Source organism: Leifsonia sp. 71-9 (assembly GCF_001898805.1).
Lineage (GTDB): Bacteria > Actinomycetota > Actinomycetes > Actinomycetales > Microbacteriaceae > Leifsonia.
This window is the reverse complement of record NZ_MKVJ01000017.1, coordinates 456,112-480,757: the sequence shown is the minus strand read 5'-3', so window position 1 is coordinate 480,757 and position 24,646 is coordinate 456,112. Positions and strand designations below refer to the sequence as shown.

At 71.6% G+C, this 24,646-nt stretch carries 24 protein-coding genes; 9 read left to right on the top strand and 15 right to left on the bottom strand.

Annotated features, from left to right (window positions below):
- Positions 1-57: 57 nt before the first annotated feature.
- The gene (locus tag BGO91_RS12035) at positions 58-1,536 is read left to right on the top strand and encodes an amino acid permease (RefSeq protein ID WP_290472988.1); all 1,479 of its coding nucleotides are present in this window, start codon (positions 58-60) and stop codon (positions 1,534-1,536) included.
- Here the strand turns inward: BGO91_RS12035 and BGO91_RS12030 are convergent.
- From BGO91_RS12030 to BGO91_RS12000, 7 genes are all read right to left on the bottom strand, one after another.
- Positions 1,500-2,225, bottom strand: a complete 726-nt coding sequence (locus BGO91_RS12030) for a class I SAM-dependent methyltransferase (RefSeq protein WP_290472987.1) — start codon at positions 2,223-2,225, stop codon at positions 1,500-1,502. The two genes, BGO91_RS12035 and BGO91_RS12030, sit on opposite strands and share 37 nt — an antisense overlap.
- The gene (locus BGO91_RS12025; protein WP_290472986.1) at positions 2,209-3,171 is read right to left on the bottom strand and encodes a hypothetical protein; all 963 of its coding nucleotides are present in this window, start codon (positions 3,169-3,171) and stop codon (positions 2,209-2,211) included. Before BGO91_RS12025 ends, BGO91_RS12030 begins: the two co-directional genes overlap by 17 nt.
- Before the next feature lie 171 nt (positions 3,172-3,342).
- Positions 3,343-3,729, bottom strand: a complete 387-nt coding sequence (gene rplL / locus BGO91_RS12020; RefSeq protein ID WP_290472985.1) for a 50S ribosomal protein L7/L12 — start codon at positions 3,727-3,729, stop codon at positions 3,343-3,345.
- A gap of 68 nt (positions 3,730-3,797) precedes the next feature.
- Positions 3,798-4,313, bottom strand: a complete 516-nt coding sequence (gene rplJ, locus BGO91_RS12015) for a 50S ribosomal protein L10 (RefSeq protein WP_025158075.1) — start codon at positions 4,311-4,313, stop codon at positions 3,798-3,800.
- Positions 4,314-4,552: 239 nt separating this feature from the next.
- The gene (locus BGO91_RS12010; RefSeq protein WP_290472984.1) at positions 4,553-5,329 is read right to left on the bottom strand and encodes an alpha/beta fold hydrolase; all 777 of its coding nucleotides are present in this window, start codon (positions 5,327-5,329) and stop codon (positions 4,553-4,555) included.
- Positions 5,326-7,044 carry a HAMP domain-containing sensor histidine kinase gene (locus tag BGO91_RS12005; RefSeq protein WP_290472983.1) on the bottom strand — a complete coding sequence of 573 codons (1,719 nt, stop codon included), beginning with the start codon at positions 7,042-7,044 and terminating at the stop codon, positions 5,326-5,328. The genes BGO91_RS12010 and BGO91_RS12005 overlap by 4 nt, the downstream gene beginning before the upstream one ends.
- On the bottom strand, positions 7,041-7,811 hold the full coding sequence (locus tag BGO91_RS12000; protein WP_290472982.1) for a response regulator transcription factor: 771 nt from the start codon (positions 7,809-7,811) through the stop codon (positions 7,041-7,043). Before BGO91_RS12000 ends, BGO91_RS12005 begins: the two co-directional genes overlap by 4 nt.
- A gap of 166 nt (positions 7,812-7,977) precedes the next feature.
- On the opposite strand from BGO91_RS12000, the gene BGO91_RS11995 reads away from it, so the two are divergent.
- Together BGO91_RS11995 and BGO91_RS11990 are read left to right on the top strand one after the other, a co-directional pair.
- The gene (locus BGO91_RS11995; protein ID WP_290472981.1) at positions 7,978-9,549 is read left to right on the top strand and encodes an ABC transporter permease; all 1,572 of its coding nucleotides are present in this window, start codon (positions 7,978-7,980) and stop codon (positions 9,547-9,549) included.
- A 23-nt stretch (positions 9,550-9,572) separates the two neighbouring features.
- Positions 9,573-10,244, top strand: coding sequence for an ABC transporter ATP-binding protein (locus BGO91_RS11990; protein ID WP_290472980.1), 672 nt, complete (start codon positions 9,573-9,575; stop codon positions 10,242-10,244).
- A 61-nt stretch (positions 10,245-10,305) separates the two neighbouring features.
- Here BGO91_RS11990 and BGO91_RS11985 read toward each other — a convergent pair whose 3' ends face one another.
- The 5 genes from BGO91_RS11985 to BGO91_RS11965 are packed head-to-tail and all read right to left on the bottom strand — an operon-like array spanning position 10,306 to position 14,959.
- Positions 10,306-10,908 (bottom strand): pentapeptide repeat-containing protein, encoded by a 603-nt coding sequence (locus BGO91_RS11985; RefSeq protein ID WP_290472979.1) that lies wholly within the window; start codon positions 10,906-10,908, stop codon positions 10,306-10,308.
- A 45-nt stretch (positions 10,909-10,953) separates the two neighbouring features.
- Positions 10,954-11,985, bottom strand: coding sequence for a sugar phosphate isomerase/epimerase (locus BGO91_RS11980; RefSeq protein ID WP_290472978.1), 1,032 nt, complete (start codon positions 11,983-11,985; stop codon positions 10,954-10,956).
- The gene (locus BGO91_RS11975; protein WP_290473142.1) at positions 11,982-13,115 is read right to left on the bottom strand and encodes a Gfo/Idh/MocA family oxidoreductase; all 1,134 of its coding nucleotides are present in this window, start codon (positions 13,113-13,115) and stop codon (positions 11,982-11,984) included. The genes BGO91_RS11980 and BGO91_RS11975 overlap by 4 nt, the downstream gene beginning before the upstream one ends.
- Positions 13,116-13,142: 27 nt before the next feature.
- Entirely contained in the window at positions 13,143-14,240 is a 1,098-nt protein-coding gene (locus BGO91_RS11970; RefSeq protein ID WP_290472977.1) for a Gfo/Idh/MocA family oxidoreductase, read from the bottom strand.
- Positions 14,237-14,959, bottom strand: a complete 723-nt coding sequence (locus tag BGO91_RS11965; protein ID WP_290473141.1) for a sugar phosphate isomerase/epimerase — start codon at positions 14,957-14,959, stop codon at positions 14,237-14,239. Before BGO91_RS11965 ends, BGO91_RS11970 begins: the two co-directional genes overlap by 4 nt.
- 169 nt (positions 14,960-15,128) lie before the next feature.
- Between BGO91_RS11965 and BGO91_RS11960 the strand changes: the two genes are divergently transcribed.
- The 5 genes from BGO91_RS11960 (at position 15,129) to BGO91_RS11940 (ending at position 20,302) form a co-directional block, all read left to right on the top strand.
- Complete coding sequence (locus tag BGO91_RS11960; RefSeq protein WP_290472976.1) at positions 15,129-16,319, top strand: ROK family transcriptional regulator; 1,191 nt, start codon at positions 15,129-15,131, stop codon at positions 16,317-16,319.
- An 80-nt stretch (positions 16,320-16,399) separates the two neighbouring features.
- Positions 16,400-17,578: a Gfo/Idh/MocA family oxidoreductase gene (locus BGO91_RS11955; RefSeq protein ID WP_290472975.1), complete on the top strand. Its 1,179-nt coding sequence runs from the start codon at positions 16,400-16,402 to the stop codon at positions 17,576-17,578.
- A gap of 3 nt (positions 17,579-17,581) precedes the next feature.
- Complete coding sequence (locus tag BGO91_RS11950; RefSeq protein ID WP_290472974.1) at positions 17,582-18,313, top strand: ThuA domain-containing protein; 732 nt, start codon at positions 17,582-17,584, stop codon at positions 18,311-18,313.
- 130 nt (positions 18,314-18,443) lie between these two features.
- A complete protein-coding gene (locus BGO91_RS11945) occupies positions 18,444-19,487 on the top strand; it encodes a Gfo/Idh/MocA family oxidoreductase (RefSeq protein WP_290472973.1) in 1,044 nt (347 codons plus the stop codon).
- Positions 19,488-19,621: 134 nt separating this feature from the next.
- Positions 19,622-20,302 (top strand): YqaJ viral recombinase family protein, encoded by a 681-nt coding sequence (locus tag BGO91_RS11940; RefSeq protein WP_290473140.1) that lies wholly within the window; start codon positions 19,622-19,624, stop codon positions 20,300-20,302.
- On the opposite strand, the gene BGO91_RS11935 is transcribed toward BGO91_RS11940, so the two are convergent.
- Positions 20,226-20,966, bottom strand: coding sequence for a DUF998 domain-containing protein (locus BGO91_RS11935; RefSeq protein ID WP_290472972.1), 741 nt, complete (start codon positions 20,964-20,966; stop codon positions 20,226-20,228). The genes BGO91_RS11940 and BGO91_RS11935 overlap by 77 nt on opposite strands.
- A gap of 181 nt (positions 20,967-21,147) precedes the next feature.
- On the opposite strand from BGO91_RS11935, the gene BGO91_RS11930 reads away from it, so the two are divergent.
- The gene (locus BGO91_RS11930; RefSeq protein ID WP_290472971.1) at positions 21,148-22,116 is read left to right on the top strand and encodes an NADP-dependent oxidoreductase; all 969 of its coding nucleotides are present in this window, start codon (positions 21,148-21,150) and stop codon (positions 22,114-22,116) included.
- 21 nt (positions 22,117-22,137) lie between these two features.
- On the opposite strand, the gene BGO91_RS11925 is transcribed toward BGO91_RS11930, so the two are convergent.
- On the bottom strand, positions 22,138-22,677 hold the full coding sequence (locus tag BGO91_RS11925; protein WP_290472970.1) for a GNAT family N-acetyltransferase: 540 nt from the start codon (positions 22,675-22,677) through the stop codon (positions 22,138-22,140).
- Positions 22,678-22,776: 99 nt separating this feature from the next.
- The coding region (locus BGO91_RS11920) for a S53 family peptidase (protein WP_290472969.1) at positions 22,777-24,646 on the bottom strand (1,870 nt) is incomplete at its 5' end.

Below are 24,646 nucleotides of genomic sequence, written 5' to 3'. Positions count from 1 at the left end.
TGAATGCATTCATTGCCTGCTAGTGATATACAGCATCCGGGATGCTTCAATCGGAGCATGCGACGAAGCACTCCTCCCGAACGGCCCGGCACCGAGGGCCCGGCCGGCTACCACCGCGAGCTGAAGCCCCGGCACATCCAGATGATCGCCATCGGCGGCGCGATCGGCACCGGGCTCTTCCTCGGCGCCGGCGGACGGCTCGCGGCGGCCGGGCCGTCCCTCGTGATCGCCTACGCCGTCTGCGGCCTCGCCGCGTTCCTCATCCTCCGCGCCCTCGGCGAGCTGGTGCTGCGGCGACCGGACTCCGGCTCGTTCGTGAGCTACGCCCGCGAGTTCCTCGGCGAGAAGGCCGGCTTCGTGACCGGGTGGATGTACTGGATGTACTGGGCGATGATCGGCGTCGTCGACGCGACGGCGGTCGCCCTCTACCTGCGGTTCTTCGGCGCCTATCTCCCCTTCTTCGCCGAGGTGCCGCAGTGGGTGTGGGCCTTCTCCGCGCTCGTGCTGGTGTTCGGCCTCAACCTGCTCTCGGTGAAGGTGTTCGGCGAGCTCGAGTTCTGGTTCGCGCTCATCAAGGTGGCGGCGCTGGTGCTGTTCCTCGTGATCGGGACGCTGTTCGTGGTGCTCGGGACCCCGGTCGCCGGCCACACCCCCGGCTTCGCTCTCCTGGCCGAGAGCGGCGGGATGTTCCCGCACGGGGTCGTCCCGCTCATCCTGGTCGTCCAGGGCGTCGTCTTCGCCTACGGCGCGATCGAGCTGGTCGGCACCGCCGCGGGCGAGACCGCCGACCCGGAGCGGACCATGCCCCGCGCGATCAACTCCGTCATCCTGCGCATCGCGCTCTTCTACGTCGGCTCGGTGCTGCTCCTCGCCCTCCTGCTGCCATCGAGCGCCTACTCCGCCGACGAGAGCCCGTTCGTGACCTTCTTCGCCTCCATCGGAGTGCAGGGCGCGGATGTCGTGATGAACCTCGTCGTCCTCACGGCCGCGCTGTCCTCGCTCAACGCGGGCTTCTACTCGACCGGCCGGATCGCCCGATCGCTGGCCCTGCGCGGAGCGGCCCCCGCCTTCGCGGCGCGGATGAACCACTCGGGCGTGCCCTACGGCGGCATCGTCATCACCGGGACGGTCGCGCTGCTCGGCGTCGTCCTGAACGTGTTCCTGCCGGAGCAGGCGTTCGAGATCGGCATCAACCTCACCTCGGTCGGCCTGCTGACCGCGTGGAGCGTCATCGTGCTCTGCCAGCTGACGCTCTACCGCCGTTCGCGGCGCGGCGAGGAGTCGCGGCCGTCGTTCCGGATGCCGTGGTCGCCGTGGTCCGGCTACGTGGCGCTCGCCTTCCTCGGCATCGTGGGTCTGCTCATCCTGCTCGACTATCCAACAGGCACCTTCACCGTCGGCGCGGCGCTCGTGGTCGTCGTCCCCCTGCTGATCGGCGGCTGGTTCGTCGTGCGGCGCCGGGTCAACGCGTTCGCCGACGCCGAGGCCGCTGCGGCGGCTCAGGAGGCGGACGACTCCGAGCCCGCGCCCCGCTGAGCGAGCAGGTACGCCTGCCGGCTCTTCTCGGGCGCGACCGGCTCGCGCAGCACCTCACCGGTGACGGTGAATCCCGCCGCCGCGAGCCGGCGACGGACCCGCTCGGGCGATTGGCGCCGCGTGCGCAGGTCGATGTCGTGGCCGTACGCGTGCGTCAGGTGCCCCACGTCCTCGTCCCCCGCGGTGCTGACCTGGAACGCCAGCAGCAGCCGGCCGCCGGGGCGGACGACGCGGGCGAACTCGGCGAAGAGAGCATCCTGCTCGCTCTGCGGGATGTGGATGATCGAGTACCAGGCGAGCGCGCCGGCCAGCTCCGCCTCGTCGAACGGGAGGTCGAGCATCGACCCGACCGCGAACGGGATGTCGGGATGCTCGCGCCGCGCGACCTCCACCATCCCGGGCGACAGGTCGATCCCGGAGACGTCGAGGCCGAGCTCCGCGAGATGGCCCGCGATGCGTCCGGGGCCGCAGCCGAGATCGGCGACCGGTCCCCCGCCGTCACCGCTCAGCTGCTCGGCGAAGATGCCGAGCACCGCCCGGTCGAAGACGTTGCCGCGCAGATCGTCGCGCAGCAGGTCGGCGTAGTCCTGCGCCACGGCGTCGTAGGCGATGCGGGTGGCGGCGGCGTCGGTGGCGGCGAGATCGGCGGCGGCGGGTTCGGTCGCGTCGATGTCAGACCCTCCGGACACGGCGCGTCAGCACGAGGGCGAGGCCGCCCGCGAGCAGGAGGACGGCGGCCGCGCCGAGCGCCCCGAACCCGGCCGTGGAGCCGGTGTCCGCCAACACGGCGGGGTCGACGGCTGTCGGAGCGGGGCTCGACGGCGAGGGAGTCGGAGTCGCGACCGCGGTCGCGAGGGTCCGCGTCGCAGTCGACGCGGGCGACGTCACGACCGTCTCTTCCGGGGTCCCGCCCGTGGCCGTGGCCGTATTGCTGAGCGTGCCGCGGGCCACGTCGGCGGACGTGAGCGTGTACGGAGCGGTGCAGGTCACCGTCTCGCCCGGGATGAGGGTGGTGGCGGGGCACGAGATCGCGCCGAGCGTCCCGGTCCCGGTGAAGAGGCCCTCGACGACGGTCAGCCCGGTCACGGTGACGGTCCCGGTGTTGGTGATCGCGTAGGAATAGGTCACGCCGCCGCCGGCGACGACCGGACCCGATGCCGGGGTGACCGACTTCGTCAGCGCGAGCCCCGGATCCCGCACGGCGTCGAGGATCAGCTCCCGGGTGGCGGTGTCGATCGTCTCGCCCGGGTTGCCGGTGGCCGTGACGAACGCGCTGAGGACGATCCCGCCGGCGTCGACGTCGCGCTGAGTGACGGTGTAGTCGGCGGTGCAGGTGGTGGAGGCGCCCGGAGCCAGCGGTAGACCGACGCACGTCGCCGGTGTCAGCGTGCCCGTCCCGGTGTTCTCGACCGTGGTGACGTCGAGCCGGGAGAACGCCGCGTCGCCGGTGTTCGTCACGGCGTATGTGACGACGACCGTCGTGCCGGCGGTGATCGCGGCGGGAGCGTCGGGAGACGCCGTGATGACGAGGTCGGCGCTCGGCGCCGCCGATGCGGGCGCCGCGACCACCGCCCCCGCGACTCCGGCCGTGACGACCCCGACGAATACGAGCGCGAGTGCGTGCGATCTCCCCATGCGACCCATCCTAGGAAGGCCCGTCGGGGCCCTCTAGACCGCAGCGTTAAACGCACGAAGGGCGTCGCCCCACGATGGGAGCGACGCCCTCCACGACGCGGACTCTCTCGCGAGAGGAGCCGCGTCGTACAGCGTCAGCCTGTGTGCAGAAGAGCCCCGAGGGGGCGTCGACTACTTGAGGGTGATGGTGGCGCCGGCCTCTTCGAGCTGCGCCTTGGCCTTCTCAGCGGCCTCCTTGTTGGCACCCTCGAGAACGGTGCTGGGCGCACCGTCGACGAGAGCCTTCGCCTCACCGAGGCCGAGGCTGGTGAGGGCGCGCACCTCCTTGATGACCTGGATCTTCTTGTCACCGGCCGACTCGAGGACGACGTCGAAGGAGTCCTTCTCCTCGACCTCTTCGGCGGGGGCAGCAGCGCCGGCGCCGGCCGCAGCAACGGCGACGGGGGCGGCGGCGGTGACCTCGAAGGTCTCCTCGAACTTCTTCACGAACTCGCTCAGCTCGATGAGCGTGAGCTCCTTGAACGCGTCGAGCAGCTCGTCAGTCGACAGCTTTGCCATGATTTTCTCCTTAGTGTGTGTGGTTACTCACCGCTTGCGGGGCCCGGGGGCCTGGTCCTCGAGGGACCTTACGCAGCGGACTCCTGCTTCTCACGCAGCGCGTCGACCGTGCGAACGGCCTGCGACAGCGGTGCGTTGAACAGATATGCGGCTCCGAACAGCGAGGCCTTGAAGGCGCCGGCCAGCTTGGCCAGCAGAACCTCACGGGACTCGAGGTCGGCGAGCTTGCCTACCTCTTCGGCGGTGAGCGGGTTACCGTCGAAGTAACCGCCCTTGACCACCAGCAGAGGGTTCGCCTTGGTGAAGTCGCGCAGTGCCTTCGCGACGGCGACCGGGTCGCCGTGCACGAATGCGATCGCGGACGGACCGGCGAGCTCGTCGTCGAACGACGAGATTCCGGCCTTGTTCGCTGCGATCTTGGTCAGCGTGTTCTTCACCACGGCGTACGTCGCGTGCTCACTGATCGACGTGCGCAGCTGCTTGAGCTGAGCGACAGTGAGACCGCGGTACTCGGTCAGCAGAACGGCGGTCGAGCTCGTGAACAGGTTCTCGAGCTCGGCAACCGTGGCTTCCTTGTTCGCCATGGCCTACCTCTCAATCTTCTTCGTCGCACACCGCGGGAGCGGCGTGCGCCTCGACCGCGGGCAAAGAAAAAAGCTCCGGCGCAGAGGCACGGAGCTGGAGGACGCAGAAACCTGCGAGTCTTGCTTCATACACCTGCGCGGGCGCCCACCTGAGTGGATCTTCTCTCCGTGCGAACACGGTGACCAGCGGTCTTTGGCTTCATCCAGGGTACGCGATCGGGTCGCCGCCGCGCAAATCGTCAGCGGTGGCGGTGCAGGAACGCGCGGACGGAGGCGCCGTAGGCCGGCCGCAGCACGACCTCCCCGTGTGCGCACCGGCGATGGATGACGACCCGGGCGTCCGGGATGCGGCCCGCCGTCGCGCGCACGACCTCCGGCGGGTAGAACGCGTCGTGGTCGCCGCAGTGGAACAGGGTGGGCGCCGTGATCCGGTGCGCCCGGTCGACGACGTCGAAGGCGTCCTCGGCCCGTACGAGCGGCACGAGCGTCGGGACGTCCTCGGGCGGGGTCAGGAACGGCGTCACCGCGCGCAGCATCGGCCCGGCGCCGAAGAAGTCGAGGGTCGCCAGAGCGAGCTCGGCGTCCGCGCGCCGGTCCCCCGCCTCCACCTGGTCGGCGTAGCGCCGCTGCAGCAGCCGCCCTTCGTCGCCGAGACGGCCGGCGCCCGAGACGATGACGAGCGCGCTGACGAGCTCGGGATGATCGGCGGCCAGCTGGAGCGCGATGCTCGCGCCGGTGGAGGTCGCCAGCACCGGGACCGGCGCACCGAGCCGACGCCGGAGGGTGCGCGCGTAGATGTCGGCGATCTCGGGCATGGTCGTCGCGCCGCCCAGGGTGTCGGGGCGGCCGAGGGCGTAGACCCGGTGGCCGTCCGTGCCGCGGAGGGAGAGGCGCTCGGTGAAGGCGTCGATCCCGCGCGGGGCGTGCGGCAGCGCGGGCAGGCCGCGCAGGAACACCAGGGGTGGGGCGGAGGCGGGACCGTACGGTGTCGCGGCGATGGTCGCCGGGCCGGTCACGGCCGCTCCGTTCCCGGTGCCGACTCGACCTCGTCGGCCTCGACCGCGTCGGCCTCCACCGCCCCGGCTTCCACCGCGTCGGCTTCGGCCTCCGCCGACTCGACCTCGTCAGCCTCCACCTCGTCCGGCTCCAGCATGGCCACGGGCTCGGCCGACGCGTCGTCGCCCTCCACGAGGGGCAGGCTCACCGTGAACACGGTGTCGCCCGGCTCGCTGCGCACCGACACGTCGCCGCCGTGCGCCTCGACGACGGCCTGCACGATCGCGAGGCCGAGGCCCGTCGACCCGGTGGCGCGGTTGCGGGAGGTGTCGCCGCGGGCGAACCGCTCGAACAGAGTGGACTGGAGCTCCTCCGGGATGCCGGGGCCGTTGTCCTCGACGGTGACGATCGCCCGGCCGGCCTCGCGGTCGACGGCGAGCGCCGCCGTGACGACGGTGCCCTCCGGCGTGTGCACGCGCGCGTTCGCGAGGAGGTTCGTCACCACCTGGTGCAGACGCGGGGCGTCGCCCACGACCTCCACCGGCTCCTCGGGAACGAGGATGCGCCAGCGGTGATCGGGGCCGGCGGCGTGCGCGTCGCTGAGGGCGTCGATGAGCAGCAGGGAGAGGTCGACCGGGTCCTGGTCGAGCTCGCGGCCCTCGTCGAGCCGGGCGAGCAGCAGCAGGTCCTCGACGAGCGAGGTCATGCGCGTCGCCTCCGACTCGATCCGGCCGAGCGAGCGCGTCACGTCGGCCGGAAGCTCGTGGGGTGCGCGCCGGGTCAGCTCGGCATAGCCGCGGATGGAGGCGAGGGGGGTGCGCAGCTCGTGGCTGGCGTCGGCGACGAACTGGCGCACCTTCTGCTCGCTCGCCTGGCGCGCGGTCAGGGCGGAGGCGACGTGGCCGAGCATCCGGTTGAGCGCGGAGCCCACCTTGCCCACCTCTGTGTGCGGGTCGGTGTCGGCCTCCGGCACGCGGACGGAGAGAGCGACGTCGCCGCGGTCGAGCGGCATGCTCGCGACCTGCTCGGCGGTGCCGGTCACCCGCTCCAGAGGCTTCATCGCGAGCCGCACGATGAAGCTCGCCAGCAGGAAGGCGAAGATCAGGCCCGCGAGGGTCACGAGGACGATCACGAGCGTGAGCTGGGCGACGGTCGCGTTCACATCGCTCAGCGGGAGTCCGATGATGACGCTGTCGCCGTTCTCGAGCTGCGCGGCCGCGATCCGGTAGCTGCCCAGCGCCGAGCCGAGATCGACGGTGTGCGGTCTGCTGTCCGATGGGATGGTGAGCAGCGCGAGCCCGTTGATCGTCACGGGCTTCGGCGCGAGCGGTTGGTTCGGCGCCGAGTCCGTCGGGCGGTCGGCGAGGATCACCGGCGGGAAGAGCAGACCTCCGCTCGCGCTCCGCACGGCGCCGAGCGTTCCCGTCGGCTGACCGGGCGCCTGCACGACCCCGGCGGTGTCGACGCTCGTCGGCCCCGTCCCGTTGATGCGGTCCGCCGCGTGCTGGCCCCGCTCGAGCGCGCTCGAGAGCTGCGCGTCGAGCCGGGTCATCAGATAGCTCTGCAGCGACAGCACGCTGACCGTCCCGATCACCGCGCCGAGCACTGCGAGCATCGCCACCACGACGAGCACCACGCGGCTGCGGAGCGTCCACGAGCGAAACGGGCGGATGCGGTGGAACCAGCTGTGTCCCCCGCCGGAGTCCGGTGCGCCCGCAGTGCGGGCTGTGGTCATTGCGCTGCCTTCACCATGTAGCCGGCCCCGCGCACGGTGTGGATCATCGCGGGGCGTCCGGCGTCGATCTTCTTGCGCAGGTAGGAGATGTACAGCTCGACCACGCTGGAGGAGCCGCCGAAGTCGTAGCTCCAGACCCGGTCCAGGATCTGCGCCTTGCTGAGCACGCGCCGCGGGTTGCGCATCAGGAAGCGCAGCAGCTCGAACTCCGTCGCGGTGAGCTGGATGGGCTCGCCATCGCGGTGCACCTCGTAGCTGTCCTCGTCCAGCACGAGGTCGCCCACGATCAGCACCGGGTCGTCCTGGTCCGCCACCGCCGCGCGCGACCGGCGCAGCAAGCCCCGCAGACGCGCCACCAGCTCCTCCAGGCTGAACGGCTTCGTCACGTAGTCGTCACCTCCGGCGGTGAGGCCGGCGATGCGGTCGTCGAGGGAGTCCTTCGCGGTGAGGAAGAGCACGGGCGCTTCGTTGCCGTCGGCGCGCATGCGCGAGAGCACCTGCAGCCCGTCGATGTCGGGGAGCATGATGTCGAGCACCACCACATCCGGCTTGAACTCGCGCGAGAGCTGCAGCGCCTGCTGGCCGTTGGCCGCGGTCTTCACCTCCCAGTCCTCGTAGTGCAGCGCCATCGCCAGCAGATCCGTCAGCGTGGACTCGTCGTCGACGACGAGCACGCGGATGGAGCTGCCGTCCGCACGGCGCAGAAGGGAACGGGGCTGGCTGGAGGCGCTGGAGGCGGCGCGGGCGTTGATGGTCACCTTTCCCATTATGAGGAGGGGTCTTCGCGCTGGCTATGCGAAACCTATGAGCAGTCTGAGAGCTTCGATCCCTCACATCTTCAGCGAAAACATAGCAACGGCATAAGCGCCCGAAAGGGGCCGGACCTAGCGTCCCCCCGTCATCATCGGACCACAGCTCAGTTTGGAAGCCCACATGTTCGGCACATATCTGCGACGGGAACTCCTCAACCGTCGCAAGCAGACGATCATCATCGCGATCGGCATGGCCCTCGCGATCGCCCTCGTGATCATCGTCAACGCGGTCTCCGCCGGAGTGAAGGACGCGCAGGCCAGCGTCCTCCAGTCCGTCTACGGCGTCGGCACCGACATCACCGTCAGCGAGCCCGCGACGGCCGCCACCGCGACCGGCCAGCCGGGCGGCGGCGGACGCTTCGACTTCGGCGCCAACGCCGGGACGGACGCCGGCGGCAGCCGCAGCGTCAACACCTCCCGCCTCGAGCCGACCCGCGGCGCCACCGTGATGGCGGACTCGGCCCTGACGACCGTGCAGAAGGTGCAGAACGTCTCCGCCGCGGCCGCGGTGCTCTCGCTGACGAACACCAGCTTCAGCGGCACCCTCCCCGACTTCCAGCAGCTGCGCCAGGAGCGCCAGGCCGGCGGGACCGGCGGCAGCGCGGCGACCGTCCCCTCCCCCGCCCCGACGGGAGGCGCGGACGGCGCCGGCGGGAGCTCGTTCAACGTCGACTCGTTCAGCGTGCTCGGACTCGACCCGGCCGGCAAGTCGGTCGGCCCGCTCGCGTCGGTCACCCTGACCTCGGGCCGCACCTTCACGAAGGCGGACGCCGGCAAGGACGTCGTCGTGCTCGACTCCGCCTACGCGAAGTCGGCCAGCAAGGCCGTCGGCGACACCGTCACCATCGGCGGCACCGACTTCAGCGTCATCGGCGTCGTCGCGGCCACGGGCTCCGACTCGACCACCGCCTCCAACGCCTACATCCCCCTCGACGTCGCGCAGACCCTCTCGGGCCAGACGGGCAAGATCTCCTCCGTCTACGTGACGGCGGCCTCCTCCAGCGACATCTCGCAGATCAAGACCGATCTGACGAAGGCGCTCCCGACCGCGACCGTCAGCACCCAGGCCGACCTCGCCTCCGACGTCTCCGGCTCGCTCGGGAGCGCGGGGAGCCTGATCTCGAACCTCGGCACCTGGCTCTCGCTCATCGTGCTCGCCGCGGCGTTCCTCATCGCCATCCTGTTCACGATCTCCGGCGTCACCCGCCGCACCCGCGAGTTCGGCACCCTCAAGGCGATCGGCTGGTCCAACGGCCGCATCGTCGGGCAGGTCGCGGGCGAGTCGGTCGTGCAGGGCGTCATCGGCGGCATCATCGGCGTGGCCGTCGGACTCCTCGGCGTCCTCATCGTGAACCTGGTCTCCCCGACCCTCACCGGCAGCGTCAACACCCGGACCGGTGTCGCCGACGCCGCGGGTCGCGGTGCGGGAGCCGTCGGCACGGCGGCGACCAACGCACCGGGAGGCGGCTTCGGCGGTGCCGGAGGCGGCTTCGGCGGTGCGGGCGGCGGCTTCGCCGGCGCACGGCAGGCGGCGGCCTCGACCAGCGAGATCGCCCTCCACGCCCCCATCACCCTCTGGATCATCCTCGGCGCGGTCGGCCTCGCTGTCCTCGGCGGCCTGATCGCCGGTGCGATCGGCGGCTGGCGTGCCTCGCGCCTCCGCCCCGCCGCCGCCCTCCGCTCGGTCGCCTGACCCCATCGCCCCAAGGAGCACCCGTGTACACCCTCACGAACGTCACCAAGAAGTACACCCAGTCCAAGCGCGAGGTCGTCGCCCTCAAGGACGTCACCCTCGAAATCCCGGACGGCCAGCTCGTCGCCATCCAGGGCCCCACCGGCGGCGGCAAGTCGACGCTGCTGCAGATGCTCGGCGCCCTCGACCGCCCCACCACGGGATCGGTCGAGCTCGGGCCGTCGAGTCTGTCGAAGCTCGGCGATGGCAAGCTCACCGGCATCCGCGCGAACGAGATCGGCTTCGTCTTCCAGGGGTTCAACCTCATCCCAACGCTGACGGCGCAGGAGAACGTGGAGACCGCACTCGCCCCGCTGAAGGTGAGCGCGGAGGAGCGCAAGCGCCGTGCGGCGGAGGCCCTCGCCTCCGTCGGCCTCGGCGACCGCGGCACCCACCTGCCGTCGGAGCTCTCCGGCGGTCAGCAGCAGCGCGTCGCGATCGCGCGCGCCCTGGTGAAGAACCCGGACGTGCTGCTCGCCGACGAGCCGACCGGCAACCTCGACGAGGAGACCCGCGACGAGATCATGGACCTGCTGGAGGGTCTCTGGCGCGACCGCGGCCTCACCCTCGTGATCGTGACCCACGACAGCGCGGTCGCGAAGCGCGCCCAGCGCCGCCTCCACATCAAGCACGGCCAGGTCAAAGAGGCCGCCTAACCCGGCCACATTCGTGCCGAATGTCGACTTAGCGCTCCGCTAAGTCGCCATTCGGCACGAATCACGTGGCGGTGGGAGTCGGGACCACGAGCATCCCGAGGGCCTCGGCGAGCACGACGGCCTGGCGTTCGTCGATCGTGGCGCCGCGCAGGAGGACGTCGGCCGGGTCGACCCCGGTGAGGTCGCTGCCGACGAGGGAGGCGGCGGTGAAGTCGGCACCGGTGAGCGTCGCGCCCGAGAGGTCGCACCCGTCGAACCGGGACTCGGCGCAGCGCGCCTCGCCCAGGTCGGCTTCCCGGAGGCGCACCCCGCGGAACTCCGCGCCCCGCAGTTCGGCGCGCGAGAGGCCGGTGAAGCCCCAGTTGCCGCCCTCCACTTTGAGCAGCGCGAAGTCGCAGGAGTGGAACGTGCTGCCGGTCAGCTTGCAGCGCCGGAAGGTCGTGTCGAAGAAGTTGCAGCCCTGGAAGCTGCAGTTCACGAACGCCGAGTCGGTGTGCTCGCTCACGTTGAACCGCACCGACCGGAACGTGCATCGGGTGAAGGTGGCGCCCGAGGAGCGCAGCTCCGTCATGTCGACGTCCACGAACTCGACGTCGGTGAACTCCACCCCGTCGAGGTCGCGCCCGTACCAGTCCTCACCCCGGATGATGCTCTCCGTACTCACGAGTCGAGCCTAGCCATCCGGGGTGACACCGCGGCCGCGGCCGCCTCAGTCCTGGTTGCTGAACGCGGCGTCGAACGAGGCGGTCGGCTGCTTCCAGAGCAGCGAGCGGATGTAGCCGACGGCCTCCTTCGCGCCGTGCAGGCGGTCCATGCCGGCGTCCTCCCACTCGATGGAGATGGGGCCGGTGTAGCCGATCGACTCGAGCGCGCGGAAGGAGTCCTCCCACGGCACGTCGCCGTGCCCGGTCGAGACGAAGTCCCAGCCGCGGCGCGGGTCGCCCCACGGCAGGTGCGAGCCCAGCACGCCGGCGCGGCCGTTGCGGGGGCGCAGGCGGGTGTCCTTGCAGTCCACGTGGTAGATGCGGTCCTGGAAGTCGACGATGAAGCCGACCGGGTCGATGTCCTGCCACATCATGTGCGACGGGTCCCAGTTGAAGCCGAACGCCTCGCGGTGGTCGATGGCCTCCAGCGACCGGACACTCGACCAGTAGTCGTACGCGATCTCGGACGGGTGCACCTCGTGGGCGAACCGCACGCCCTCGCCGTCGAACACGTCGAGGATGGGGTTCCACCGGTCGGCGAAGTCCTGGTAGCCGGCGTCGATGACGGAGGCGGGGACGGGCGGGAACTGGGCGACGTACGGCCAGATCTTCGACCCGGTGAAGCCGACGACCGTGTCCACGCCGAGCTTGCGCGCGACCTTCGCGGTGAGCTTCAGCTCTTCGGCGGCGCGCTGCCGCACGCCCTCCGGCTCGCCGTCGCCCCAGACCTTCGAGCCGACGATCGCCTGGTGGCGGAAGTCGATCGGGTCGTCGCAGACGGCCTGGCCCTTAAGGTGGTTGGAGATCGCCCACACCTTGAGCCCGTACTTGTCCAGGATGTCGAGGCGCCCCTGCAGGTACGCGTCGTCCTCGGCCGCGCGCCAGACGTCGAGGTGCTCCCCCGACGCGGCGATCTCGAGGCCGTCGTAGCCCCACCCGCTCGCGAGCTTCGCCACCTCCTCGAGCGTGAGGTCGGCCCACTGGCCGGTGAAGAGGGTGACCGGGTGGGTGCGCCCCGACTCGTTCTGATCCGTCATCGTTCCGTTCCCAATTCGATCCAGGTGCCCGCCTCGGCGGAGTCGAGCACGGCGTCGGTGATCCGCACGGCCCGCAGGCCGTCGGTGAAGCGCGGCAGGCCGTCGGGGCTCTCCCCGGCGACCGCTGCGTAGCTGTCGGCGATGAACGCGTTGAACGCGTCCTGGTAGCCCTGCGGGTGACCCGAGGGGACCACGCACAGCCGGGCGGCGTCCGCGCTCAGCTGGTCGCCGTCGCGCGGGATGAGGAGGCTGCCCGCCCGGCGGCCGACCCACAGCGTCTCGGGCTGCTCCTGGTCGAAGGCCACGCTCTCGGCGGTGCCGGCGATCTCGAGCCAGAGCTTGTTCTTGCGGCCGGGGGCGACCTGCGAGACGAGGAGGGTGCCGAGCGCACCGCCCACGGTCTCGACGACCACCGCGACGGCGTCCTCCGTGGTGATCGCGGAGTGCGACGCCCGCTCGGCGAAGACCGTCCGCTTGGTGGCGGAGACGCGCGAGACCCGATCCCCCGACACGAACTCGACGAGGTCGACGAGGTGGGATCCGATGTCGGCGAATGCGCGCGAGCGGCCGCCCTGCGCCGAGTCCACCCGCCAGTTGTCGTCACCCGAGCCCAGCAGCCAGTCCTGGAGGTAAGAGGCGTTGATGCTGAGCACGCGGCCGGCCTGCCCGGAGGCGAAGCGGTGGCGCGCCTCCCGCACCAGCGGGTGGAAGCGGTAGATGAACGGCACGGTGGCCACGCGGCCCTCGGCGGCGCGCACCAGCTCCTCCGCGTCGGCGGTGGCGGTGGCCAGCGGCTTCTCGCAGATGACGTGCTTGCCGGCGGCGAGGACCGCGCCCGCCTGCTTCGCGTGGAGCGCGTTCGGCGTGGTGACGTGCACCACGTCGATGCTGTCGTCCGCGAGCAGCTCGTCGAGCGAGCCGTAGGCGCGGGCGACGCCCAGGCGCTCCGCCGCGGCCGCCGACTTCTCCGGCGTCGACGACACGATCCCGGCCAGGTCGGCTCGGGCCGCACGCGCGGCCCGGGTGTGCACCTCGGCCATGAAGCCGCCGCCCACGATGGCGACCCGGAGGCGTTCGCCCGCCCGGCTCTCGTCGCGGCGGGTCAAGCCGCCGTTCGTCGCATCTCCCACAGTCACGTCCTCCCGTCTCCGCGCCGGCTACGCCAGCGTCGCCGCTCGCGGGTCCCAGTCCTCGGGGAGGGCGGGAGCCACCTGCACGGTGCTCGCGACCTCCACCGGGACGCCGGACTCCCCGGCCTCGATGGTCGCGACCATCACGTCGAGCACGTGGAACGCCTGCTCGCCCGAGGCGCGCTCGGGCACACCGGCGCGGATAGCGCGGGCCAGTTCGACGACGCCGGTACCGCGGGACGACGTCGAACCGGTCGAGGCGACCGTCTCCTCGCCCTCGGCGCCGTGGATGCGCAGCTCGCCCGTGAACGTGTTCGGGTCGGGGACCTCGACGGTGCCCTCGACGCCGGCGACCTCGAAGAGCGTGCGGCCGAGCTTGGAGTCGAAGCTGAAGATCGCCTGCGCGGTCTGCCCGCTCTCGAACTGGTAGAGGGCGCTGACGTGCGTCGGCACCGTCACGGCGAACTCCTCGCCTGCGCGCGGGCCCGAGCCGATGACGCGGGTCTCGCGCGACTTCGACGCCACGGCGGCCACGCGGGCGACCGGACCGAAGAGCTGCACGAGCGCGGTGAGGTAGTACGGGCCGATATCGAACAGCGGGCCCGCGCCCTCCTGGAACAGGAAGTCCGGGTTGGGGTGCCACGACTCCGGGCCCGGCGACTGCATCAGCGTGAGCGCCGTGAGCGGAGCGCCGATGCGTCCGCTCTCGAGCAGGCGGCGGGCGGACTGGATGCCCGCGCCGAGGAAGGTGTCCGGCGCGGTGGCCACGCGCAGTCCGCGGGCGTTCGCGGTGTCGAGCAGCTCCTGCCCGGTGGCGCGGTCGAGCGCGAACGGCTTCTCGCTCCACACGTGCTTGCCCGCGGCGAGCGCCTGCAGCGCCACCTCCACGTGCACCTTCGGGATGGTGAGGTTGACGACGATCTCGATGCCGTCGTCGGCCAGCAGCTCCTCCACGGAGCCGGCGCCCGGGACGCCGTACTTGTCGGCCTGCGCACGAGCGCGCTCCTGGTCGATGTCGGCGACGAAGCGCACCTCGAGGTCGGGGAACGAGGTGAGGTTGCCCAGGTACTCGTTGCTGATCACGCCCGCGCCGATGACGCCGACGCCCACCCGTCCGGCGCTCACGCGAGGCCCTCGGCGGTGAGGAAGGCGAAGCTGTCGGCGACGGCCTGGAAGCGGTCGCCGCGCGAGTCGTCCAGCTCCACGACGCGCAGGGCGTCGGGCGCGGCGGCGATGATGTCGGCGATCGGGAGCGAGCCCTGGCCGACGGCGACCTGGTCCTTCGTCTCCGTGGTGCCGGGGCCGTCCTTGATGTGCAGGGCGACGACGCGGTCGCCGAGCGCGGGGAGCAGCGTGAGCGGGTCCTCCCCCCCGACGGCGACCCAGTACGTGTCGATCTCGAGCACGACCTCCGGCGCCAGCTTGCCGGCGAAGAACTGGAGGGCGGTGGTGCCCTCGATCGTGCTCTCGATCTCGTGCGCGTGGTTGTGGTACCCGGCGCGGACGCCGTAGCGGGCGGCGACCTCGGCCGCCTCGTTGAGCTGGTCGGCGATCGCGGCGACGTCGTCGGCCGTCTGCCAGCGCTCCGGAGCGACGAACGGGTCGATGACCGTCTGGATGCCGAGGGCCTGCGCGGCGCCGAAGACCTGGTCGAGGTCGCCGCCGATGAAGCCCTGGTGCGTGGTGGGGGCCGTGAGTCCCGCCTCGGCGAGGCCGTCGCGGAGCGCGTCGCCGAACTCGAGGAAGGCGAACGGCTCCACCTGGGTGAAGCCGATGTCAGCGATGCGGCGCAGAGTGCCGACCGTGTCCTCGGTCAGCAGCTCGCGGACCGTATAGAGCTGCACGGAGAGTTTTGACGTCGACACAGTGCTCCTCGTCGAGTGGTGGTGCGGATGGATGCCGCCGGATGGCGACGGGTCCATTCAACCGAGACTTCTGTCGGATGTCAATCAAAAGTCGACGGATCGTGCACAACCTTTGGATGCCGGGCGGCGCGTGTGGTTCAATGACCGCATGACCGACACCGCGCGCGAGACGGGGCTGGTCGCGACGGACGCCGCCGATCTGCTGGCGATCCTGCGCGACGGAGTCCCGCGAACGCGCGCGCAGCTCGCCGAGCTCACCGGCCTCGCGCGCTCGACCGTCGCGGTGCGCATCGATGCGCTCACCGCATCCGGCCTCATCGCGCCGGCCGGCGACGACGTGTCGACCGGAGGCCGCCCGCCCGCGCGGGTGCGCTTCAACCCGTCGTCGCGCGTCGTGGTCGCGATCGACCTGGGCGCGACCCACGCCGTGGTCGCACTGGCCGATCTCGCCGGCGACATCCTCGCCCGGGAATCCCAGCGCATCCGCATCGCCGACGGACCCGAGTCCGTGCTCGACTGGGCCCTCGAGAGCGCGCGGCGCCTCTACGGCGAGAGCGGACGCCCGCTCGACGACCTGGTCGGCATCGGGATCGGCGTGCCCGGCCCGGTGGAGCACTCGACCGGACTGCCGGTCAACCCGCCGATCATGCCCGGCTGGGACCGCTTCGACATCCCCGCGTACGTCCAGCGCGTCTTCGAGGTGCCCGTTCTGGTCGACAACGACGTGAACCTCCTCGCCCTCGGCGAGCACGCGCGCGTCTGGCCCGAGCAGACGGACCTGCTGTTCGTGAAGGTCGCGACCGGTATCGGCGCCGGCCTGATCAGCGGCGGCCGGCTCCAGCGCGGCGCCCAGGGCTCGGCCGGCGACCTCGGTCACGTGCGCGTTCCGTTCGGCGCGGACACCCCGAGCCACGGCGCTCAGGATGCGGACCTCGAAGCCCTCGCCAGCGGCCCGGCCATCGCCCGCGCGCTCACAGCGGCGGGCATCCCGGCCGAGACGACCGACGACGTCGTCGACCTCGCGCGCACCGGCAATCCGCTCGTCCAGGAGGCCATCCGCCAGGCCGGACGCGATCTCGGCGAGGTCGTGGCGACCTGCGTCAACCTCCTCAACCCGTCGATGGTCATCGTCGGCGGGGGCCTCTCCCGTGTCGGCGAGCAGCTGCTCGCCGGGGTGCGGGAGGTCGTCTACCAGCGGTCGACGCCGCTGGCCACCCAGCACCTGACGATCACCGAGTCCCGCTCCGGCGAGACCGGCGGCGTGATCGGCGCGGCGATCATGGTGATCCAGCACGTGCTCGATCCCGATCCCCGGGCGGTGCGCGCACTCTCGCGCTGACCCCTCCCCTGTCCCTTCGACCCCCGCCTCGATCATCGAATCGATTCGATCCGCTCCATCCCACCCCTGAAAGGAACCTCGTGACCACCGAATCCCTCTCCTCCGGCGCCGCTGCCGGTCGACCCCTGCGCGCCGGCGTGATCGGCCTGGGCTGGGCCGGTCAGCAGCACATGGAGGCGTACGCCACCCTTCCCGGCGTCGAGCTCGTCGCCATCGCCGGCATGGAGGACGAGCCCCGCGCCGCGCTCGGCGAGAAGTACGGCGTCGAGCGCCGCTACGCGGATTGGAAGGACCTCGTCGCCGACGGCGACCTCGACGTCGTGAGCGTCGCCGTCCCCACCTTCCTGCACGCGCCGATCACCGTCGGGGCGCTGGATGCGGGCATCCACGTGCTCAGCGAGAAGCCGATCGCCCGCACCGCGGCCGAGGCGCAGACGATGGTCGACGCCGCGCACCGCTCGGGCCGCGTGCTCGAGGTCGCGTTCAACCACCGCCGCCGCGGCGACATCGAGGCTCTCAAGGCGGCCATCGACGCCGGGCAGATCGGCCGGCCGTACCACGCCCGCGCCACCTGGCTGCGGCGAGCCGGCATCCCCGCGCTCGGCAGCTGGTTCACGAACCGCGAGATGGCCGGCGGCGGCCCGCTCATCGACATCGGCGTGCACGTCCTCGACTACGCGCTCCACCTCTTCGGCGAGCCGCAGGTCGTCGCCGTCTCGGCGGTCACCCACTCCGAGCTCGGCGTCCGGGGTCGCGGCGGCTCGTCGTCGGACAAGCAGCTGGTCGGCTCCGCCTACGAGGTGGAGGACCTCGCGAGCGTCCTGCTGCGCCTCGAGGGCGGCGGCTCCATCGTCCTGGAGACGAGCTGGGCCGCCTACCGCCCCGCCGGCGACGAGTTCGGCATCACCCTGTACGGCACCGAGGGCGGCGCGGACCTGCGCGTCGTCGACTACGCCCCCGCGGGCGAGCTGACCATCTTCACCGGCGACGGCGAGGAGACGGCAGACGTCCGCGTCGCCGCCGACGCCGGGCGCGGCCACCTCGCCGTCGTGGAGACGTTCCTGGAGCACGTCGCCGACGAGGCGAACTGGTCCCGCTGGGACGGTTCCCTCGCCCTCGACCGCGCGCGGGTGATCGACGCCGCGTACGCGTCCGCCGCACAGGGGGCCGAGGTGCGGCTGCAGCCCGCCACCGTCGGCACCGCCGACTCGAGCACCACCGACACCGCCGACACGAGCGTCGCCACGAAGGGAGCCTGAACCATGGCCGCACTGCGCGTCACCGTCTGGAACGAGGGCGTCCACGAGACGACCCAGCCCGCGATCGCCGCGATCTACCCGGAGGGCATCCACGGCGCCATCGCCGAGGGCCTCCGCGACCTGCTCGGCGAAGAGGTCGTCGTGCGCACCGCGACCCTCGCCGATCCCGAGCACGGCCTGAGCGAGGCCGTGCTCGCCGAGACCGACGTGCTGCTCTGGTGGGGTCACATCGCCCACGACCAGGTCGCCGACGAGGTCGTGGAGCGCGTGCGCGAGCACGTGCTCGGCGGGATGGGCCTCATCGTCCTGCACTCGGGCCACTTCTCGAAGATCTTCATCCGGATGCTCGGCACCACCTGCTCCCTGCGCTGGCGCAACCCCGAGGGCGGCGAGCGCGAGCTGGTGTGGAACGTGAACCCGACGCATCCCATCGCCGCCGGGGTCGAGCAGCCGATCGTGATCGAGGCGCAGGAGATGTACGGGGAGTTCTTCGACATCCCGACGCCCGACGACCTGGTCTTCATCAGCTCCTTCACCGGCGGGGAGGTGTTCCGCTCGGGCGTGACCTTCACCCGTGGCCGCGGGAAGATCTTCTACTTCTCCCCCGGCGACCAGGAGTACCCGGTCTACTTCCACCCCCAGGTGCGCCGCGTGCTCGCCAACGGCGTGCACTGGGCCGCCCCCGCCCCCGGCCCCCGCACCGCCCCCGCCGTCTCCAACCCCCAACCCATCTAGTCCCGCCGCTAGCCGCCGAGCACAGGAAAAGTGCGCTGTTTCCGATCGGGACAGCGCACTTTTCCTGTGCTCGGCGGCTTCGCCATGGGGCGGGGAGGCAGGGCGCGGGGAGGCAGGGCAGACTGGGGGGATGACGGACGAGCTTTTTGCGCTTCCTGGGCCGCGGCATCCTGATCCTGCTGATGCGCCCGCGCTGCGGTGGGGCGTGCTGGGGCCGGGCGTGATCGCCGCCGACTTCACGAAGGCGCTCCACGCCCACACGACGCAGCGGGTCGTCGCCTGCGGATCCCGCTCCGCCGAGCGGGCCGCGGCCTTCGCCGCTGAGCACGGCGTCGAGCGGGCGCACGGCTCGTACGAGGCGCTCGTCGGCGACCCCGGCGTCGATGTCGTCTATGTCGCGACGCCGCACAGCGAGCACCTCGAGCACGCGCTGCTCGCCATCGCCGCGGGCAAGCACGTGCTCATCGAGAAGCCGATGGCCGCGACCGCCGACCAGGCGCGCCGCATCGTCGTCGCGGCGCGGGAGGCCGGCGTGTTCGCGATGGAGGCGATGTGGACGCGCTACCTGCCGCAGACCGACATCGCCCGGCAGCTGCTGGAGGACGGCGCCCTCGGTGAGGTGCGCGTCGTCACGGCGGACTTCGGCGGCAACGCGACCTACGACCCGGCCGGGCGGCTCTGGAACCCGGCCCTGGCCGGCGGCGCCCTCCTCGACCTCGGTGTGTACGTCGTCTCGTGGGCGTCCTTCGCTCTGGGTGCGCCGGCGGGCATCATCGCCAGCGGATCCCTCGCGCCCACCGGCGTCGACGAGCAGGCCGCCCTGGTGCTCAGCACGGTCTCGGGAGCGCAGGCGCTGCTCAGCACGACGCTGCGGGCGGGCACCCCCTCGCTGGCCACGATCAGCGGATCGGCCGGGCGGATCGAGACGGATGCGCCGTTCTGGGGACCGAGCGGTCTGCGCGTCCACCGCGCCGACGGCTCCCTCGCCGCCCACTGGCGCGACGCGTACGGCCGACCGCACCGGCAGGGGATGTCGTACGAAGGCGCCGCGCTCGCCCGCTACGTCGCAGAAGGCCGTACCGAGTCGCCCCTCCACTCACTCGATGAGGCCGTCTCGACGCTCGCCACGATCGACGAGGCCCGCCGCCAGCTCGGCGCGGCGGGCGTGGGCTGACAGCGGGCGTCGCCGGAGCGAGGCACAATGGAGGGGTGCTCGACCCCGCCCAGGCCCGCTCCGCCGACCTCTACCGGCCGGTCGCGCTGGCGGGCCGCGGCCCTGTGCGGGCCGCCGCACCGGCTCCCGTCCCGGTGATCCCCGCGGTCCCGGGCCAGACCGGTCACCTCGCCCGCGTCGTCGCGCGCTCCAGCGATCGCGTCGGCTGGCTGCGGGCGCGCAGCCGCGGCATCACCGCGACCGATGTCGCCAAGCTCTCGACGCCGCGCTCGTTGCGCGCCGCGGTGTACGACAAGCTGCACGGGACCGGCTTCTCCGGCAACTCGTACACGCAGCACGGCCGCGTGCGGGAGCCGGAGATCGCCGCCTGGGTGGCCGCCACCCACGGCATCCAGCCCTCGGACGCCCTCTTCCACGCCGAGCGGGACCGCCGCCATCTCGCGACCCCGGACGGTCTCGCGGTGCGCTCCGACGAGCGCATCGAGCTCTGCGAGATCAAGACCACCAACAAGCCCTTCCGCAGCATCCCGCGCAGCTACCTGCGTCAGATCTGGTGGCAGCAGTACGTGCTCGGCGCCGAGCGCACGCTCTTCGTCTGGGAGCAGCACGACGGCTTCGTGCCCCTGCACGACGAGCCCGAGTGCCGCTGGGTCGACCGCGACGACGCCGAGATCGCCAAACTGGTCGGCCTCGCCGGCGACCTCATCGAGCTGCTCCGCCAGGCGACGGCCACGCCGGTCAGCGCGCCGGCTGCCGCTCCTGCACCTGCGCCTGTTCCTGCTCGCGCTCCCGAGCCGGTCGCCACCCTCTACTGAGCGCGAGGGCGAACACGGCGATCCACGCGATCGCCACCGTCGTGCCGATCAGCTCCAGCCAGGCCCCGACGTCCGTGGCGACATGGACGATCGCCAGCATCCCGCCGACGATCGTGATGGCGGCGACGGCGACGCAGCTCACCAGCGAGAACCGCGCGACCCGTGGCAGCCGCGCGGCGAACGCGACCTGCAGCATCGCGTAGCAGGCGGCGGCGAAGCCCAGCACGGCGGAGACGGTGTGGGTCAGGTCCTGCACCGTCGACCGGGGATCGGCGATCGGCACCGGGCAGTTCGCGGTGCACGTCACCTGCGAGGCGACCACGAAGCAGATCGCGGCGAAGCCGAGGCTGAGAGCGGGGGCCCAGCGGTCGAGCAGGCGCACGCGGGAGCGCACGTGCCCGCTCGCGAGCGCGATCGAGAACCCGCCGGCGGCGACGAGCAGCAGCGCGACCCGGAACATCCCCGCGGTCGGAGCACCCTCCGCGCCCAGCTCGCTCACGTAGACCGCGCGCTCGACCGTGAGCCGCGCGGCCCAGATGATCGTGAGTCCGCCGAGCACCGCGACGGTGCCGATCGCGAGCAGGATCGGCACAGCGCGCTCCCACCCGCGGGCGAGCGGAGGCACGGCGAAGGGCTGGCGCACGATGCGCAGGAATCGCTGCACGCTGGCTCCTCGGGTTCGGGTCGAAGCATCCTAACGCGACCCTCGCTGGAAACGTCCTGGGGGTATCCGAAACAGAGTGTTCACACGTGGTGACCCCGGCGTAACACCGGTGACGCAATCCCGGGATTGACTGGGATCAGCTGATCGCGCCAGTGGAGGGCGACCGACGAGGGGACGACGAATGCCGAAGACCATGCGGGCCGCACTCCTGGATGCGGCGGGCGGCCCGGAGTCCCTGCGCATCGGCGACACGGCCTCCCCCGATCGCGTCAACGCCGAGTTCCTGGTCAAGGTCGTCGCCGCCGGCGTGAACCCCCTCGACGCGAAGACGCGCGCCGGTCGCGGGGTGTTCGACGCGATCCACTCCTTCCCGGCGGTGCTCGGGCACGACTTCAGCGGGGTGGTCGTCGAGTCGCCCTACAGCGCCCATCCCCTCCGCCCGGGCGACGAGGTCTTCGGGATGGTCATGGTGCCGCGGTTCGGGGGAAGCTACGCCGAGTACATCTCGGTGCCGAGCCTCAGCGTCGTGCGCAAACCCTCCACCCTCTCCCACATCGAGGCCGCCGCCGCGCCCCTCGCCGCGCTCACCGCGTGGGGCATGGTCGTCGAGGTCGCCAAGGCACACGAGGGCCAGCGGATGCTCATCCATGCGGGCAGCGGAGGCGTCGGGCACTTCGCCGTGCAGTTCGCCTCCTACTTCGGGGCCCACGTGATCGCGACCGCCTCCGGCTCCCACGCGTCGTGGCTGCGCTCACTCGGCGCCGCAGAGGTCGTCGACTACACCTCCACGCGGTTCGAGGACGCGGTGCAGGAGGTGGATGTGGTGATCGACCTGGTCGGGAACGTGCACGACGACACCGGGTCCCGCTCGCTGAGCGTCCTGCGCCCCGGCGGCCTGATCATCAACGCCCCGACCGGGAGCTGGCCCGGGTTCGAGGACGAGATCGCCGCGGCCGGTGTGCGCGGCACCCACTACCGCGTCGCTCCCGACGGCAACACGCTCGGGGTGATCTCGCGCCTGCTCGAGGCGGGCAACGTCCGCGTGCACGTCGACCAGATCTACGCGCTCGAGCAGATCGCCGAGGCCCATCGGGCCGTCGAGAGCGGCCACACCCGCGGCAAGGTCGTGCTCAAGATCGCCGAGGGGTAGCGCACCCGTCGGTCGTGCGCGTCAGGAGATCGGGCTGCGCTCCATCACCCAGTCGTCCTCCCACCGCTCGCCGACCAGGAAGCGCTTCGACCCCACGTGCTCGAAGCCGTGCTTGCCGTAGAAGCGCTGCGCGCGGGCGTTCTCCTCGTTGACGCCGAGCCACATCCCCTCGGCTCCGGCGTCCGCGGCGGCCGTGACGCTCTCGGCCATCAACCGGCCGGCGACACCCTCGCCGTGGTGGCCGGGGAGCACGTAGCACTTGCTGAGCTCGGCGGTCGGGCGCACCCGGATGGCGCGGCGCACGTCCTCGTCGGACGGCTCGCCCACGATCACCATCGTGTAGCCGATCGCCTCCCCGGTCTCGTCCTCCGCGATGAGCACGCGGCGGGCGGGATCGGCGACGTACTCGGCGAACCGTTCGGTCGACAGCACGGTCGCGATGAAGTGCGCCTTGGCCTCCTCCGACGTGTGCGGCGGGCAGGCGAGCGGGAAGGTCACGGCGGCGACGGACGCGAGCGCAGCGGCGTCGTCCGTGCGGGCGGGACGGATGGTGACGGTCACGCGACCAGGCTAGCCGGTCCGCGGCCCGAGGAGTCCGGACAGAGGGGACCGGCCGTCCCCGGGGGTGTGGGACGGCCGGTCCAGTCGGAGCTCCTGCGATCAGTGGCGGCCCTGCGCCACCAGGCTGAGCAGGTCGAACGACACGTCGCCGAGGCCGGTCACGGGGTCGTAGCCCTTGGCCGTCTTCAGCGTGGTGTCCTGATCGAACGAGACCAGGAAGCTGTTGCCGCTGGTCTTGCTCGTGTAGGCGACCGCCTGCGTCGGGTTCTGCGGCAGCACGTCGCGGAAGCTGCCCGGCAGAACCCGCTTGACCGCGTACAGCGTCGGGTTGGCGAACCCGATCGTCGTGTGCGTCGACTGCTGCACGATCGCGATCTGCGCGGCCACGATCGGCGAGGCGAGCGAGGTGCCGCCGTATGTCTCGTTGATGTAGTCGCCGGTCGCGAGGGTGTCGTCGTCCACGATCGGCCGCAGACCGATCAGGAACCCGGTGTACGGGTCGGCCAGAGCCGAGACGTCGGGCGAGACGCGCTTGCCCGCGGCCAGGGCCGCCGGCACGATGCCACGCTGGTAGTCCGGCTGCGCGAAGACGGCGCTCGTGCCGCCTCCCGCACCCCCGACGAATCGGCTGCCCGGCAGCGGTTCCGCGTAGCTCAGCGAGCCGTCGGCGTTCTTCACGATCTGGTCGACGGTGTCGCCCCAGCCGGTCTCGAAGGCGATCTTGCCGTTCTTGTCGATCGCCATGCTCGTGCCGCCCACCGAGGTGACCCACGGCGAGGAGGCCGGGAAGTCGGGGGACGCGTAGCCGAGGTTCGCGACCTCGTCACCGTTGTCACCGCTCGAGAAGTAGAGGCCGATGCCCTCGCCGGCCGCCTGCAGCTGCAGGTTGACCTCGCCCTGGATCACGTCGGCCGGGACGGCCTCGCCCACGTTCCCGTAGCTGTTGCTCACGATGGTCGCGAGCTTGTTGTCGAGGATCTTGGACATCGCGACATCCAGGCCGCCGCTGCAGTCGGTGCCGCCGACGTAGAGGATGCGCGCTCCCGGAGCGATCGCGTGCACCGACTCGACGTCGAGGGTCTGCTCGCCCTGCCAGCCGCTGGGGTACTGGCACAGCGCCTGGTCGGTGAAGTCGGACGGCTTCGGCACCAGCTGCTGGTACGACGAGTTGGTCAGCCCCGGCTCCCCGTTCTGGGCGGAGTAGGAGTTGACGTCCTTCACGATGGTGGGGCTGGCGTATGCGTCGATGATCGCGACCGTCTGACCGGAGCCGTTCACGCCGCGCTTGCTGAGGTCGCTCAGGCCGTAGGCGCTGCGCAGCTGCTGCGGGGTGTAGCCGCAGTTGTAGGTGCTGTACTTCGTCTGGCCGTTGTAGGCGGCGGGGACGGTCACCGTGTTCTCGCCGAAGTAGTGCGAGCAGGGGGTGTCGACCACCGGAGCGGCGGCGACCTTGCGCGACAGCTGCGGCTCACCGGAGGAGCCGAGATCGCCCTGCTGGATCGAGTCCGGGCGGGTCAGGGTGCGCGACTGCTCGACGCTGACGCCCGACACCTTCGTGCCGATCGAGGCGGGCAGCGACGGCGCCGTCGCCGGAGCGATCAGCTGGTGCCCGGCGTAGTTGAACGAGTGGAGGGAGGTGCCGAAGATCGAGCCGATCTGGTCGGGCGTCCCGCGGAACACCACGTACTGGCGGCTGGCGGGCACCGCGGTGATGGTGAGCCCCGCGGTCGTCAGGAAGCTGACCACGGCGTCCGAGTCGGCCTGCGTCGGCGAGAAGCGCCCGATCCACTGCGCCGGGGCGACTGCCTTGCGGTAGCCGGCGATGGCCGGGTTCGACACCTGCTTCGCGAGCGCCTCGGCGCCCGCCTGGTCACGCAGCGGCAGGTAGATCTCACCCTCCACCGTCGTGTCGGCCGGAGCGGCGCCGGCATCGTTCGCGGCGGTGGCCCACGACGGGAGGGAGTCGGCG